Source organism: Halopseudomonas sp. MFKK-1 (genome assembly GCF_027474385.1).
GTDB classification, from domain to species: Bacteria; Pseudomonadota; Gammaproteobacteria; order Pseudomonadales; family Pseudomonadaceae; genus Halopseudomonas; species Halopseudomonas aestusnigri.
Window position 1 is genome coordinate 1,839,517 of sequence record NZ_CP114836.1, and the last position, 15,048, is coordinate 1,854,564.

The following is a 15,048-nucleotide window of genomic DNA, read 5'->3' on the forward strand; positions in this document are numbered from 1 at the left end:
GTTGATCCGGTGCTCTGGCAACGCTGGCTTACCCGTGGTCTGAATGGCCTGATCTGGCTGCTGGTCGCCTGGCTGCTGGCGGCGGCCGCCTATGTCAGCCTTGGCCGCCAACTGGTGCCGGTGGTCGCCGACTATCAGGCTGAGCTGGTGGCCAAGGCCGAGTCGTTGTCTGGCCGGCACATCGAGCTGCGCTCGCTCAGTGGCGAGATGCAGGGCAGCCAGCCGGTGCTGACGTTGCGGGGGCTGCGGGTTCACGAAAATGCCGCCCCCGATAGCCCGGTGTTGTTCGATCTGGACGATGTGACGGCGCGGCTGGATGTCTGGCGCAGCCTCTGGCTGCGCAGGCCGGTGATGGATGCCCTGCAGATTCGTGGTCTGGCGCTGGCGCTGAGCCAGGACGAGCAGGGACGCTGGCACCTGCAGGGGCTGGGCGAGCGCACCCGTCAGGTGGGCGGCCTGGAGCAGGCGCTGGCCGCCCTGCGCGAGCATCACCGGATCACCCTGCTCGATACGAGCGTGCAGGTCAGCCCCTTTGGTGAACCCCAGTGGCGGTTTGACCGTGGCGAGATGACGCTGCTCAATGGCCAGGGCTGGCAGCGACTGGATGGTCGTCTGAGTCTGCCTGATGGCGAGCGGCTGCGCTGGCAGATCAGTGCCCTGGTGCCCGGAGGCAATCTAGACGCGGCGTCATTCGGCTTCTTCCTCGAGCTGCCTGCAAGCGACTGGAGCCGTTGGCTGCCAGCGGCCTGGCTTGAGCGCGCCCATCTGCGCGAGCTGACGCTGGGCGGGCGTTTCTGGGGCAACTGGCAGGATGCCCGTCTCCAGCTGCTTCAGGGCACGCTGGTTGCGCCCGAAATCGGGCTGCAGACGGCGACTGATGAGCCGGTTCTGAATGACCTGTTTGCCCGGTTTCAATATCGCGATGACGGCGATTTGCAGCAGTTGGCAGTGCAGGATCTGAGCATGCACCTTGGCGAAGAGGTCTGGCCGACAACCAACCTGCAAGGTCAGCATCAGCGCAGCTCTGGCAACTGGTCTCTGGCGCTGGACCGGCTGAGGCTGGATCGCGCGGCACTCTGGGTGACTACGCTGGCGCCTGACCAGCCGGTTGCCGAACTGGTGTCGGAGCTGGCGCCGCAAGGCACACTGCGTCAACTGTCGGCCAGCGGTCAGGGGGCGGTTACCGATTTGCAGTCACTGCAGTTCAGCGCGGCGCTGGAGCAGGTCGGTGTGCAGGCGTTTCACAACGCACCGGCGATCAGCGGCGTCACTGGCACCATCAGCGGCAGCCCGGCAGCGGGTGAGCTGCGCGTCGACAGTCAGAGCTGGAGCATGCAGCTGCCCAATCTGTTCCCCCAGCCCTGGGAGTATGCTCGGGCGCAGGGGGCGCTGAATTGGCGCTGGTCGCGTGAGCAGGGCCTGCAGCTGAATGCACCGGGCATGGCAGTCAGCGGACCACAGGGGCAGGCCAGCGCGGCGCTTGATCTGCACCTGCCGCCAAAGGGCCAGACACCGACCATGGATCTGCGGGTGGCCTTGCGCAACTCAAGTGCAGAGCACCACCAACCCTATCTGCCGCTGCGTGCTCCGGCTTTCAGCCCGGCGCTGGCCAAATGGCTGGCCGCAAGTGAGGCCAAGGGTCGGGTACCATTGGCCATCTTTGAATACACCGGCTCGCTGCTCAAGGGCGCGACACCCGAGGAGCGGCAGCTTGGCCTGTATATCCAGCTGCGTGACGGTCAACTGCACTTTCAGCCTGGCTGGCCGGCGTTGACCGAACTGGATGGCGACATGCTGCTGTACGACGGGCTGCTCAGCGTACGCAGCCGCCACGCCCGGTTGCTGGATTCGATTTCGACCGATGCCCGAGCCCAGGCGCAGCTGCTGCATCGCAGCGGTCCGCCTGTGCTGACGGTTGACGCGGGCTTCAGAGGGCCGTTGAGCGATGGGCTGAAATTGATGCAGGACGGTCCGCTGGCGGAGCTGACCGGTAATCCGCTGGCCGGCTGGCGTGCTGACGGCGAGATAGGTGGTGAGCTGAATCTGGCCATCCCGCTGCAGCGCAGCGAGCCCTCTGCGCCGGGGCTGGCGATTGAGCTTAGCGCGGATGTGCAGGCCAGTCGGCTGGATATTCCGGTGCTGCAGGCGCCCATCGAGGATGCCAGTGGGCAGCTGCATTTTTCCCGTGAGCAGGGCATTCGCGCCGACAATTTGAGTGGCCGCTTTCTGGGGGGCGCTGTCAGCGGCAGCATGTCGCCTTTGGGGCCGCGTGGCCAGCGTCTTGAGCTTAGCGGGCGCCATCAGGTTGAGACTCTGCGTCAATGGAGCCTGCTGCCAACCATCCCATCGGGTGTTGCCAAGGGCCGGGTGGACTGGCAGGCCGTCATGGATATCCGCAGCGGGCAGCAGGACCTGACGATCACCAGCGACCTCAAGGGCGTTGAGTTGACGGTGCCGGCGCCCTTTGCCAAGCGGGCTGCCCCGGCGCGAACACTCAGGCTGCAGATGACGCTTGCCAGTGGCGAGCAGCAGTGGCAACTGGCGATGGGCGACAGCCTCAAGGGGCTGTTACGTTACCGCCGGGGCGAGCTGTCCGGTGACCTGCGTTACGCCAGCGGGTCGCCCCAGCCGCCAACCGGGCGGGCGTTGAGCATTCAGGCGCAGCTGCCTGCACTGGACTGGGATAGCTGGCGCGAGTGGGCCGGGCGTCTGGGTGGCAGCCGGGACAGGGGAGGCGGTACAGCCGCAGCCGGTGGCGCATTGGCTAAGCTGGTACGTCAGCTGGAGGTACGCACTGATACCTTCACCGGCTTTGGTCTGACCCTTGAAGATACTCATGCGATCATCGCCCGTGAGGCTGCGCACTGGCGGGTGACGGTCGACCAGGCCGATGTCGAGGGTCGTATTCTGGTGCCTGACGACTCGACCCAGCCGATCGACATTGCCCTGCAGCGGCTGCGTCTCAACGCCGTCGATGAGGATATCAGTCAACTGCCGGTTGTGCTGCCGAGCGACCAGGCGGTGCAGGAAGAACAGCCCGATCCGCTGGCCGACTTCCGACCCTCGACTCTGCCGCCGCTGGATGTGCGAATTGACCAGCTGTCCTGGGGCGGTAAGCCGATTGGTCTGGCGCGCTTCCGGCTGCGTCCCGATGCGACCGGCGCCACCTTGCCGGAGCTGGAGCTTAATTTGCGCGGGCTGCGACTCACGGGCAATATGGATTGGCGCGAGCAGCCGGCGCACAGTGTTTTCGAAGGTAGCCTGGAGGCTGCAGATATCGGCCAGGTACTGCAGGCCTGGGGATACGCGCCGACCATTACCAGCGAGCGCTTTGTGACCAACGCCGCGTTGAATTGGCCAGGCTCCCCTGCTGCATTCAAGCTGCGCCGGGCCTCGGGTACTCTGGGTATCGAAGCCCGTGATGGCATGCTCCAGAGCGGTGAGACCAGCGCAGAGGCATTGCGGGTATTCGGTCTGCTCAACTTCAACGCCCTGACCCGGCGCCTGCGGCTCGACTTCTCCGACCTGTTCAGCAAGGGAACGGCCTATGACACTCTGGATGGGGGGCTGTATGTCGACAACGGTGTGCTGCACAGCGAGCAGCCGGTTGTGCTCGAGGGGCCCGGCGTCAAGATTCAGAGTGACGGCAGTCTGAATCTGCGCACCAACGAGGTTGATATGGGCATGCTGGTGACCCTGCCGGTGACCAACAACCTGCCGTTGGCTGCCCTGATCGCCGGCGCTCCGCAGATTGGCGGTGTGCTATTTCTGGCGGACAAGATTCTCGGTGACAAGGTCGCCCGTTTTGCCTCGGTCAAGTACAAGATCAGTGGCGACTGGCAGCAACCGACAGTCGAGTTTGATCGTGCCTTTGACAACAAGGCAGCACTGGAGGAGGACTGATGTCCAGAGTAGCGGCCATTCAGATGACCAGTGGTCCGGTGGTAGCTGACAACCTGCAGCGCGCCGGCGAACTGATTGCTCAGGCAGCCGAGCAGGGCGCCGAGCTGGTGCTGTTGCCCGAGTGCTTCGCCGCCTTCGGTAATCGTTCGCTGCAAGCCATTGCCGATGCTGAATGGGGCAGTGAACGACCGATCCGCCGGTTTCTTGCGGCGCAGGCCAGAGCGCACGGACTCTGGGTAATAGGCGGCAGCCTGCCGTTGCCGGGCTGTGCCGGCGGCAAGCCGCTGGCCTGTCAGCTGGTGGTCGATGAGCAGGGGCGCGAGGTGGCCCGCTACGACAAGTTGCACCTGTTTGATGTGGATGTCGCAGACAGTCATGGCAGTTACCGCGAATCGAATGACTATGGCTTCGGCGATCAGGTGCTCTGCGTCGATAGTCCGGTCGGGCGGGTTGGCCTGAGTATCTGCTACGATGTGCGCTTTCCCGAGCTCTATCAGGCTTTGCGTGCCGATGGTGCCGAACTGATCGTGGTGCCGGCTGCGTTTACCGCGGTAACGGGTGCTGCCCATTGGGAAGTGCTGCTGCGTGCCAGGGCGGTCGAGACCCAGTGTTGGGTGCTGGCCGCCAACCAGACCGGAGAGCACCCCAGTGGCCGTCAGACCTTCGGTCACAGCTGTCTGATTGATCCCTGGGGCGTGGTGCAAGCCAGCCTGCCAGGCGGTGAAGGTGTCGTTGTCGGCGCACTGGATCAAACGCAGCTTGCATCAGTGCGTGCGCGCATGCCTATCCTCAGCCACCGTCGTTTTGCCCTTGCAGCCCAGCCGCTGCCCGTGGCCAAGGAGTCCGAACATGAGTGACCTTATTTCCCGTGCCGAGCAGGCGCTGCTGCAGCCTGCCGACCTGACTGCCGATGCCGTCGCTGGCGTCCTCGGCACCCTGTTGCAGGCCCCGGGTGTGGATGCCGCTGATCTGTATTTTCAGCATCAGCTGAGCGAGTCCTGGGTGCTGGAAGATGGCATCGTCAAGGACGGCAGCTTCCATGTTGATCAGGGCGTCGGCGTGCGCGCCCTTTCCGGTGAGAAGACCGGCTTTGCCTACAGCAACGATATCCGCCTGCCGGCTTTGACTCAGGCTGCCGGTGCTGCGCGTTCAATCGCGCGGGCCGGACAGACCGGCAGTGTACAGGCCTGGCAGCGCCCGGACTGCACGCCGCTGTATCCGTCAGTCAATCCGCTGGACGTGATACCTCAAGCTGACAAGGTCGGGTTTCTGCAGCGAATCGATGCCTTTACCCGTAGCCTGGACCCACGCATTACCCAGGTCAGCGTCAGTCTCAGCGGTGTGCATGACACCGTTCTTGTTGCTGCCAGTGACGGTACCTGGTCAGGTGATGTCCGACCGCTGGTGCGCATGAATGTCAGCGTGATCATGGAGCAGAACGGTCGTCGCGAGCGCGGCAGCAGCGGTGGCGGCGGGCGTACCGATTACCTCTATTTCGAAGCCGAGGAACGCGCTCTGGGGTACGCCCGCGAGGCGGTCCGCCAAGCCTCGATCAATCTTGAAGCGATCGCGGCCCCTGCTGGCAGCATGCCGGTGGTAATGGGGCCCGGCTGGTCCGGTGTGCTGTTGCACGAGGCGGTCGGCCACGGCCTTGAAGGCGATTTCAACCGCAAGGGCAGCTCAGCCTACAGCGGTCGTGTTGGCGAAAAAGTTGCGTCAAGTCTCTGCACCATCGTTGATGACGGCACCCTGCCCGGTCGTCGCGGCTCTCTGACCGTGGATGATGAAGGAGTTCCGACCAACTGCACTACGCTGATCGAGAACGGCGTGCTCAAGGGCTACATGCAGGACAAGCTCAATGCCCGTCTGATGGGCGTGGCCGCGACGGGCAACGGTCGCCGCGAATCCTACGCACATTTGCCCATGCCGCGCATGACCAACACCTATATGCTGGCAGGCGAGAGTGATCCGGAAGAAATCATTGCGTCGGTCAAGAAGGGTATCTACTGCGCCAATCTGGGCGGTGGTCAGGTGGATATCACCAGCGGCAAGTTTGTGTTCTCCACCAGCGAGGCCTATTTGATCGAGGACGGCAAGATCACCGCGCCGGTGAAGGGTGCAACGCTGATTGGCAATGGTCCGGAGGCGATGAGCCGGGTGTCGATGGTCGGCCACGACCTCAAGCTCGATACCGGCGTCGGTGTGTGCGGCAAGGATGGACAGTCGGTCCCGGTCGGCGTCGGCCAGCCAACGCTTAAGATTGATCAGATTACGGTGGGCGGGACCGGCTGAAGCCGGGTCCGCAGCCACAGCAAAAGCTTCAAGCTGCAAGCCTCAAGCTGCAAGTAAAACCCGCGTGGTACGGAATGGCGCGGCTTTTACTTGGGGCGCCGCACCGAAGCAGATAGCGTATAGAAATACTTGATGGCCCAGTCGTCTGCATCACCCTGATTACGCTTGCAGCTTGCAGCTTGCAGCTTGCAGCTTGCAGCTTGCAGCTTGCAGCTATCAGTGCCCCTCAAACCGCCCGGCCAGCCGGTTCTTGCGCACCTGATCGACCGGGAACACCTTGCCGCTCATGGCGACGTAGACGCCGTGGGGCAGGCAGTTTAGGGCGCCGATGGCGAGGCCGAGGTTGAAGCTGGCGTCGGTATCGCGAAAACGGGCCGGCTGCATTGCGCCGGTCAGGACGATGACCTTGCTGTCGATATCGGCCAGCGCCGCTCCGGTTACGGTCATGGTGTCGGTGCCGTGGGTGATGAGGATGTGCTCGTAGGGGCAGGCGGCGACCTTGGCGTGAATCAGGTCTCGATCGGCGTCGGTCAGCTCAAGGCTGTCCTTGCGGGTGAGGGATTCAATTGCGTACTCGAAACCCACCCGTGCCTGCTGCAGAATATCCTCCGCCATAGGGTCGCCGATCTGAAAGTCGCTCAGGGCGTCGAAGTAGACCTTGTCGATGGTGCCACCGGTAGAGAAAATCTGAATGAACATCCTGTTTCCTTGCTGATGAGTCTGTCTGCACATGTCTGCTGATATTGAACAGTGTACCGCGCCGACGCGCACCTGGTGGGTGTATATGGTGCGCGCCGAGAACGGTCATCTGTATACCGGCATCAGTGTTGATCCGCAGCGCCGTTTTGAGCAGCACCAGCGCGGCAAGGGCGCGCGGTTTTTCAATCGCAGCCCGGCGGCAGCGCTGGTGTGGCGACGTGAGTGCGTCGATCAGGGCGACGCCCTGCGGCAGGAAATCGCAATAAAGGCGCTGACACGCAAGGCCAAGGAGCAGCTCATCAGTCAGCTGGATGAGATCTCATCAGGCACGCCGAGAGACTAGTCAGCGCTGCTTTCAACGGTCTAAAGTGGCTGCTCAATTTGCCGGAGAGCTGTCATGACTGATCTGATTCTGCACCATTACCCGCAATCTCCCTTTGCCGAAAAGGCGCGTCTGATGCTCGGTTTCAAAGGCCTGTCGTGGCATTCGGTCATGATTCCGCCAGTCATGCCAAAGCCTGATCTGACCGCATTGACCGGTGGCTATCGACGCACTCCGGTGCTGCAGATCGGCGCCGACATTTACTGTGATACGGCGTTGATCGCACGTCGACTTGAGCAGGAAAAGGCCGCTCCTGCGCTGTTTCCCGAGGGCCAGGAAGCGGCCGCTGCCGGCCTCGCCCAATTGGCTGATCAGGTATTGTTTCAGCATGCGGTTGCCATCAACTTCCAGCCACAGGGGCTGGCCGAGCGATTCGCCGGTATGCCCGAGCAGGTGGTCAAGGGCTTTGTTGCCGACCGTCAGAAGCTGTTTAGCGGGGGCAGCGCCAGCCGCCTCGAGACCGATGTGGCACTGAGCCAGTGGCCGGCTCTGCTGTCGCGTCTGGAGTTGCAGTTGGAGCGCGATGGCGACTTCCTGCTGGGTGAGCACCCCAGCGTGGCTGATTTTGCCCACTACCATGCGCTCTGGTTTGTCGCCAGCAACCGTGCGGTGGCCGCAGCGCTGGACCCGTATCCGGCGGTGCGTGCCTGGATGCAACGGGTTGCTGACTTCGGTCACGGCTCCCATACCCAGATGAGTGGCGAACAGGCCATTGCCATTGCCCGCGACAGCGCGCCCGCTGCGCTGCCAGCTGATGCCATTGCCAGCCCGGGTGGCTTTGAGACTGGTCAGGCGGTGACCGTCAGTGCAGTTGATTACGGCACCGACGAAGTGGCAGGTACCCTGCTGTTCGAGGGGGCGGAAGAGATCATCATTGCCCGCGAGGACGAACGCGCGGGGCTGGTACACGTTCACTTTCCACGCTTCGGTTTCCGCATTCGCGCGGCCTGAGCTCTGCCGGCGGCGGGCTTCCCCCGCCGCCGGTTACGGGGCTGAGCTCGTCAGCAAGAGTCGGGTGTGACGTTGCTCAAGCAGGTTGAAAACCAGCCTGCCGGGCCAGGCGTTTTTCCAGGTCAGCAGCAGTGCGCCTTTCAACGTCAGTCCGCGTCTTCCCTGGCTGTCTATGTCTGGAGTGCAGTACCCCTGAGCGACCAGTTCGTCGGACTCGCGCGCCAGGAATCGTTCGATTGGAGCAAAGCCCTGATCTTTCGGGTAGGCGATGGCCGCTGCCGAATTCGGCAGGCATGCGCGCAGGTGTTGCAGGGTGCTGAACAGGCGCTTCAGGTTGTTCACGCCGGTCATGCGCACGCCGATGCGGCAGGGCATGGAGGGATAGGAGGAGAGGCTGGGGGCGTTGTGGACATCCAGCAGGCTGCCGTCTGCATACAGCTGGGTAAACTCGGCGTAGGTCACCCGGCGCTTGCCAGTGGTCATGGTTACCAGCATTGCGGCGGCCTGATCGCGTGGATGAACGTACAGCGAAAAGTGGCTTGTGGTGTGGCTTGAAGGCAAAACCGAGGAGCCAACATGGGCGAACTCCAGTGCCTGGAGCTGCTCATCAAGCCGCCGGAAGACCTCCCCGCGATCAGCGAGGAAGCGCGCGTGATCGGTGTTGTTGAAGCGTACTCTGGCCGGAATCCGCTGGGTGCGCAGAACCAGCCAGGGGCCGATCACGTTGATCGCAACTACCGGTAACAGCAAAACAGCCAGCAACAGGTTCAGCATGGCCTGTGCCTCCCATTTATTATTCTTTTGATGATGGGGCGACGGATTACCATCTCTGTGAAAAAGGTTTAGTTCAGGATCGGCGGCAGGTCAACGGCGGGCGGCTGCGTGGACCGCCGGATGGGCGTATGCTGACTGACCGCTGGCTGGGCTGCGAAGGCTGCACAGCGATCCATTCGAGTCATGATTGTTGGGGGGAGTGTGGACAGCATCATCGTTGTAGACAACCTGACCAAAACCTACGAGACCGGGTTCCGGGCGCTCAAGGGCGTCAGCCTGAGCATTCGACGTGGCGAGATCTTCGCCCTGCTGGGCCCCAATGGCGCCGGTAAGACCACCATGATCAGCATCATCTGCGGGTTGGTCAACGCCAGCAGCGGCCGGGTGCTGGTCGACGGCTACGACAACGTGCGCGAGTACCGCAAGGCGCGCAGTCGGATCGGCCTGGTGCCGCAGGAGCTGACCAACAACATGTTCGACAGCGTCTGGGCTACGGTGCGCCTAAGTCGTGGCCTGTTCGGCAAGCCGCGCAACGACGCGCTGCTGGAGCAGATCCTGCGCGAGCTTTCGTTGTGGGACAAGCGCCATGAGCGAATCATGGCGCTGTCCGGTGGCATGAAGCGCCGGGTGCTGATTGCCAAGGCGCTGGCGCACGAGCCCGAGGTACTGTTCCTTGATGAACCCACTGCGGGCGTTGACGTCGAGTTGCGCCGTGACATGTGGAACATGGTGCGACGGCTGCAGCAGCGCGGCGTCACTATCATCCTCACGACTCACTACATCGAAGAGGCCGAGGAAATGGCCGACCGCATTGGTGTGATTCGCCAGGGGGAGCTGATTCTTACCGAAGACAAGAACACCCTGATTCAGCAGTTGGGCACCCGCCAGCTTACCTTGCAGTTGCAGCAGCCGCTGGAGGCGGTGCCCGAGGCGCTCGCCGGCTACCCTTTGGTGCTGGCAGAGCAGGGGCATGCACTGGTGTATACGTTTGATGCCAAGGCGGAGCAGAGTGGCATCGCGGAACTGCTCAAGCGCATCGATCAGCTCGGCATCGAGGTACGTGACCTGCACTCCAGTCAGAGCTCGCTGGAGGACATTTTCGTCGGGTTGGTGCATAGCCGGGCGCAGACAGACGAACAGGCAACGGGGAGCGCCGCATGAATCTTTACGGAGTAAAGGCGATCTATTTGTCGGAAATGGCGCGCATGATGCGCACCCGGCTGCAGAGTATCGCCTCGCCGGTAATCTCGACCTCGCTGTATTTCATCGTGTTCGGTGCTGCAATCGGCACCCGCATGACCGAGGTGGACGGGGTCAGCTACGGTGCCTTTATCATTCCGGGCCTGATCATGCTCATGCTGCTGAACGAGAGTATCTCCAATGCGTCGTTCGGCATCTACATGCCGCGTTTTACCGGCACCATCTACGAAGTGCTGTCGGCGCCGGTATCACCGGTTGAAATAGTCGTCGGTTATGTCGGCGCGGCTGCGACCAAATCGGTACTGCTCGGCTTGCTCGTGCTGCTTACGGCACGGTTGTTTGTCGATTACGAAATCCAGCACCCGGTCTGGATGCTCGGCTTTCTGATCCTGACGGCGGTGACCTTCAGTCTGTTCGGCTTCATCATCGGGGTCTGGGCCGACGGTTTCGAGAAGCTGCAGATCATCCCCTTGATGATCGTTACGCCGCTGGCGTTTCTGGGCGGCAGTTTCTACTCGATCACCATGCTGCCGCCGCTATGGCAGACGGTGACGCTGTTCAATCCGGTGGTCTACCTGATCAGCGGTTTCCGCTGGAGCTTCTACGGCGCGGCTGATGTGCACATTGGGGTAAGCGTGGGGATGACGCTGGTGTTTCTGACTCTGTGCACCACTGCGGTCTGGTGGATCTTCCGCACCGGGTATCGGATCAAGCCCTGAGGTGAGGCAAGCGGCGCTCAGCGCCGCTTGTTGCGCAGTTGCTGTACCAGCCCCTTGGGCGGGTGGCGGATAACCAGGGCGTCTTCGCTCTCGTCGTACTCCACCCGCTCGCCGAGCAGGTGTGATTCGAAACTGATCGACAGACCATCGGCCTTGCCGTAATAGCGCATGAAATTGTTGATTGCGCGCTTGTCGGCGGGCATCTCCGGATTCAGACCGTAGTCCTTGTTGCGGATGTAGTCGTAGAAGGCGCGGGGATGCTCTTCGTCGATCACGCCCGACAGTTCTTCCAGTGCGACCTGCTCACCGGCACGGCTCTGGCTGTTGACGTAGCTGCTCATCGCCTTGGCCTTGTCCTTGACCAGCTCGGGCTCAAGGGAGGCTTCGCCGACGTAGTCGCTGAAGGCCTGCAGCAGGGTGTTGGTGTCTTCTTCCGGGTTGGAGCCTTCCACGCAGCCGATGAAGTCGCGGAAGTAGTCCGACACCCTCTTGCCGCTGCGCCCGCGAATAAACGAGATATAGTTTTTCGCGCTGGCGTTCTGCTTCCACTCGGTCAGGTTGATGCGTGCCGCCATGTTCAGGCTGGAGAGATCCAGATGGCGGGCAGCGGCCACATCCAGCTCGTCGGTTACGGTCACGCCTTCGGTGTGGTGCAGCAAAGCGATGACCAGAAACGCGGTCATGCCCTGACGGTAGCGGATGAACAGCACGTGCCCGCCGAGCGCCAGGTTGGAGCCTTCCATCAGGGTCTTGAGGTGCTCGGTCGCCTGACTGGAAAAGCGTACGAAGTCCTGCTCCTGATCCACCAGTTGCTGCAGCCAGCCGCTGAACGGGTAGGCGCCACTTTCTTCGTGGAAGTAGCCCCAGGCCTTGTTGGGCTTGCTGTTGTAGGCCTCGATCAGGCCGGCCAGCAGTTGCTCCAGTGCTTCGGAGCTGGCCAGCTCGGCGTCACGCAGGGTCAGGCTGGCCGGTTGGCCGTCGGGCTTTTTGTGAATCTGATGAACGATGCTGTTGTCGATGGGCATGGGACGATCCGCAATCACTCAGGGCGACCCTGCCGCCCGGTGAGCGGCAGGGTCAGGTGGGGTTACAGGCTGGCGATACGGGCGCGCTGTTCGCTCAGCTGAGCCAGTGCCTGCTCGGCGTCGGCCAGCTTGGCGCGTTCCTTGTCGATCACCGCAGCGGGCGCCTTGTCGACGAAGCCAGCATTGGACAGCTTGCCGCCGATCCGCTTGACCTCGCCGTCGAGACGGCCGATTTCCTTGTCCAGACGCGCCAGCTCGGCGGTCTTGTCAATCAGACCGGCCATCGGCACCAGCACTTCCAGTTCGCCGACCAGCGCGGTGGCAGCCAGCGGCGCCTCTTCGTTTTCAGCCAGTACCTGCACGCTGGACAGCTTGGCCAGTTTCTTCAGGAAGGCTTCGTTCTCGCTGAGGCGGCGAATGTCTTCGTCGCTGGCCTTGCGCAGCATGACTTCCAGCTCCTTGCCGGGGGCCACGTTCATCTCGCCGCGGATGTTGCGCACACCCAGAATCAGCGATTTCAGCCACTCGGCATCGCCTTCGGCGCCGGCGTCGATGCGGCTGTTGTCCGCTTCCGGCCAGGGCTGCAGCATGATGGTCGGGCCGCTCTTGCCTGCCATCGGCGCGATGCGTTGCCAGATTTCTTCGGTGATGAAGGGCATGAACGGGTGGGCCAGACGCAGGGCCGTTTCCAGTACCCGGACCAGAGTGCGACGGGTGCCACGCTGGCGCTCGGCCGGGGCGTTTTCGTCCCACAGTACCGGCTTGGACAGCTCCAGATACCAGTCGCAGTACTGGTTCCAGATGAACTCGTAGAGCGCGTTGGAGGCCAGGTCGAAGCGGAACTGATCCAGCTGGCGGGTCACTTCGGCTTCGGTGCGTTGCAGCTGGGAGATGATCCAGCGGTCGGCCAGGGTCAGCTCAACGGGTTCACCGTTGACGCCGGTGTCCTTGTCTTCGCACTGCATCATCACGTAACGGGCGGCGTTCCAGATCTTGTTGCAGAAGTTGCGGTAGCCTTCGACGCGGCCCATGTCGAACTTGATGTCGCGGCCGGTGGAGGCCAGCGAGCAGTTGGTGAAGCGCAGCGCGTCGGTACCGTAGGCGGCGATGCCATCGGGGAATTCGGCGCGGGTCTGCTTTTCGATCTTGGCCGCCAGCTTCGGCTGCATCATACCGCTGGTGCGTTTCTTGACCAGCGATTCGAGGTCGATGCCGTCGATGATGTCCAGCGGGTCGAGTACGTTGCCCTTGGACTTGGACATCTTCTGGCCCTGACCGTCGCGCACCAGACCGTGCACGTAGACGGTCTTGAACGGGATCTGCGCCGTGCCGTCGTCATGCTTCATCAGGTGCATGGTCAGCATGATCATGCGCGCGACCCAGAAGAAGATGATGTCGAAGCCGGTGACCAGCACGTCGGTCGGGTGGAAGGTTTTCAGCGCTTCGGTCTGTTCCGGCCAGCCAAGGGTGGAGAAGGTCCACAGGCCCGAGCTGAACCAGGTATCCAGCACGTCTTCATCCTGACGCAGCACGCCCAGGCCGCAGGCGATGGCAGCATTCTTGAGTTCGTCCAGGGTTGGCAGCTCTGCTTCCGCTTCACGGTCGTTGCTTTCCAGCGCCTTGCGATAGGCTTCTTCTTCGTCACGGCCAACGTAGACGTTACCGGCTTCGTCGTACCAGGCCGGGATGCGGTGGCCCCACCACAGCTGACGGGAGATACACCAGTCCTGAATGTCGCGCATCCAGCTGAAGTACATGTTTTCGTACTGCTTGGGCACGAACTGGATACGGCCGTCCTCAACCGCAGCAATCGCCGGCTCGGCCAGCGGCTTGGTGGAGACGTACCACTGGTCGGTCAGCCACGGCTCGATGACCACGCCCGAGCGGTCGCCCTTGGGCACCTTGAGCGCATGGGGTTCGATCTTTTCGAGCAGGCCGAGGGCGTCGAAGTCTTCGACGATTTTCTTGCGCGCGTCGAAGCGGTCGAGGCCAGCGTAGGCTTCGGGCAGGGTGGCGTCGATGTCGTTGTTGACGCTGCCGTCGATGTTGAACACCTGGGCGCGGGCCAGGACGGCGGCGTTCTTGTCCAGCACGTTGATCAGCGGCAGGCTGTGGCGCTTGCCGACTTCGTAGTCGTTGAAGTCGTGGGCCGGGGTCATCTTCACGCAGCCGGTACCGAATTCCGGGTCGCAGTAGTCGTCGGCGATGATCGGGATGCGGCGACCCACCAGTGGCAGCTCGACAAACTTGCCGATCAGCGCCTGATAGCGTTCGTCTTCCGGGTTAACCGCAACTGCGCTGTCACCCAGCATGGTTTCCGGGCGAGTGGTGGCGACGATCAGATAGGTCTTGCCGTCGGCGGTAGTGGCGCCATCAGCCAGCGGGTAGCGCAGGTTCCACAGCGAGCCCTGCTCGTCGTGGTTTTCCACTTCCAGATCGGAAATCGCGGTGTGCAGTTTCGGGTCCCAATTGACCAGGCGCTTGCCGCGGTAGATCAGGCCGTCCTCATGCAGGCGCACGAAGGCTTCCTTGACCGCCTCGGACAGACCATCGTCCATGGTGAAGCGTTCGCGGCTCCAGTCTACCGAACTGCCAAGGCGACGAATCTGGCGAGTGATGTTGCCGCCAGACTCTTCCTTCCATTCCCAGACCTTTTCGAGGAATTTCTCGCGGCCCAGGTCGTGGCGGCTGACGCCCTGTGCAGCGAGCTGGCGCTCAACCACCATCTGGGTGGCGATACCGGCATGGTCGGTGCCCGGTTGCCACAGGGTGTTGCGGCCCTGCATACGGCGGAAGCGGATCAGCGCGTCCATGATCGCATTGTTGAAGCCGTGACCCATGTGCAGGCTACCAGTCACGTTCGGCGGCGGCAGGGCAATGGTGTAGGACTCGCCCGAGCCCTGAGGGGCAAAGTAGTTGTTTTGCTCCCAGGTCTGGTACCAGGAAGTTTCGATGGCGTGGGGCTGGTAAGTCTTGTCCATGGGTGTCGTGGCTATCCGGCTGTTCAGGAGTGGCGAGCGCTGGTGACGCGGCAGGCGTCGAGCGCGCAGGAAAAGCCGTCATTATAGCGGGCGGAGGCGATCAAGGCCCAGCCCGTCGGGCG

The 15,048-nt window shown here is 62.6% G+C and carries 11 protein-coding genes; 7 read left to right on the plus strand and 4 right to left on the minus strand.

Annotated features, from left to right (window positions below; translation table 11 throughout):
• Window positions 1–9: 9 nt before the first annotated feature.
• From O5O48_RS08585 to tldD, 3 genes are read left to right on the plus strand one after another with little or no spacing between them, the layout of a single operon-like run.
• A complete protein-coding gene (locus tag O5O48_RS08585; RefSeq protein WP_269688621.1) occupies window positions 10–3,903 on the plus strand; it encodes a YhdP family protein in 3,894 nt (1,297 codons plus the stop codon).
• Window positions 3,903–4,760 (plus strand): carbon-nitrogen hydrolase family protein, encoded by an 858-nt coding sequence (locus tag O5O48_RS08590; RefSeq protein ID WP_228246653.1) that lies wholly within the window; start codon window positions 3,903–3,905, stop codon window positions 4,758–4,760. The genes O5O48_RS08585 and O5O48_RS08590 overlap by 1 nt, the downstream gene beginning before the upstream one ends.
• Window positions 4,753–6,195, plus strand: coding sequence for a metalloprotease TldD (tldD, locus tag O5O48_RS08595; protein ID WP_228246654.1), 1,443 nt, complete (start codon window positions 4,753–4,755; stop codon window positions 6,193–6,195). The genes O5O48_RS08590 and tldD overlap by 8 nt, the downstream gene beginning before the upstream one ends.
• A gap of 216 nt (window positions 6,196–6,411) precedes the next feature.
• On the opposite strand, the gene O5O48_RS08600 is transcribed toward tldD, so the two are convergent.
• On the minus strand, window positions 6,412–6,894 hold the full coding sequence (locus tag O5O48_RS08600) for an asparaginase domain-containing protein (RefSeq protein ID WP_228246655.1): 483 nt from the start codon (window positions 6,892–6,894) through the stop codon (window positions 6,412–6,414).
• A 31-nt stretch (window positions 6,895–6,925) separates the two neighbouring features.
• Here O5O48_RS08600 and O5O48_RS08605 point away from each other — a divergent pair, with 31 nt between their 5' ends.
• Both O5O48_RS08605 and O5O48_RS08610 read left to right on the plus strand, forming a co-directional pair.
• Window positions 6,926–7,237 carry a GIY-YIG nuclease family protein gene (locus O5O48_RS08605; RefSeq protein WP_269688622.1) on the plus strand — a complete coding sequence of 104 codons (312 nt, stop codon included), beginning with the start codon at window positions 6,926–6,928 and terminating at the stop codon, window positions 7,235–7,237.
• Window positions 7,238–7,291: 54 nt separating this feature from the next.
• On the plus strand, window positions 7,292–8,227 hold the full coding sequence (locus O5O48_RS08610) for a glutathione S-transferase family protein (RefSeq protein ID WP_228246657.1): 936 nt from the start codon (window positions 7,292–7,294) through the stop codon (window positions 8,225–8,227).
• 33 nt (window positions 8,228–8,260) lie between these two features.
• On the opposite strand, the gene O5O48_RS08615 is transcribed toward O5O48_RS08610, so the two are convergent.
• A complete protein-coding gene (locus O5O48_RS08615) occupies window positions 8,261–9,001 on the minus strand; it encodes a hypothetical protein (RefSeq protein WP_228246658.1) in 741 nt (246 codons plus the stop codon).
• 201 nt (window positions 9,002–9,202) lie between these two features.
• On the opposite strand from O5O48_RS08615, the gene O5O48_RS08620 reads away from it, so the two are divergent.
• Together O5O48_RS08620 and O5O48_RS08625 are read left to right on the plus strand one after the other, a co-directional pair.
• The gene (locus O5O48_RS08620; RefSeq protein WP_269688623.1) at window positions 9,203–10,162 is read left to right on the plus strand and encodes an ABC transporter ATP-binding protein; all 960 of its coding nucleotides are present in this window, start codon (window positions 9,203–9,205) and stop codon (window positions 10,160–10,162) included.
• On the plus strand, window positions 10,159–10,920 hold the full coding sequence (locus tag O5O48_RS08625) for an ABC transporter permease (protein WP_269688624.1): 762 nt from the start codon (window positions 10,159–10,161) through the stop codon (window positions 10,918–10,920). Before O5O48_RS08620 ends, O5O48_RS08625 begins: the two co-directional genes overlap by 4 nt.
• A 17-nt stretch (window positions 10,921–10,937) precedes the next feature.
• Here the strand turns inward: O5O48_RS08625 and yejK are convergent, their stop codons facing one another.
• Together yejK and O5O48_RS08635 are read right to left on the minus strand one after the other, a co-directional pair.
• Window positions 10,938–11,945, minus strand: coding sequence for a nucleoid-associated protein YejK (gene yejK, locus O5O48_RS08630; RefSeq protein ID WP_088273195.1), 1,008 nt, complete (start codon window positions 11,943–11,945; stop codon window positions 10,938–10,940).
• A gap of 62 nt (window positions 11,946–12,007) precedes the next feature.
• A complete protein-coding gene (locus O5O48_RS08635; RefSeq protein WP_269688625.1) occupies window positions 12,008–14,926 on the minus strand; it encodes a valine--tRNA ligase in 2,919 nt (972 codons plus the stop codon).
• Window positions 14,927–15,048: the final 122 nt, after the last annotated feature.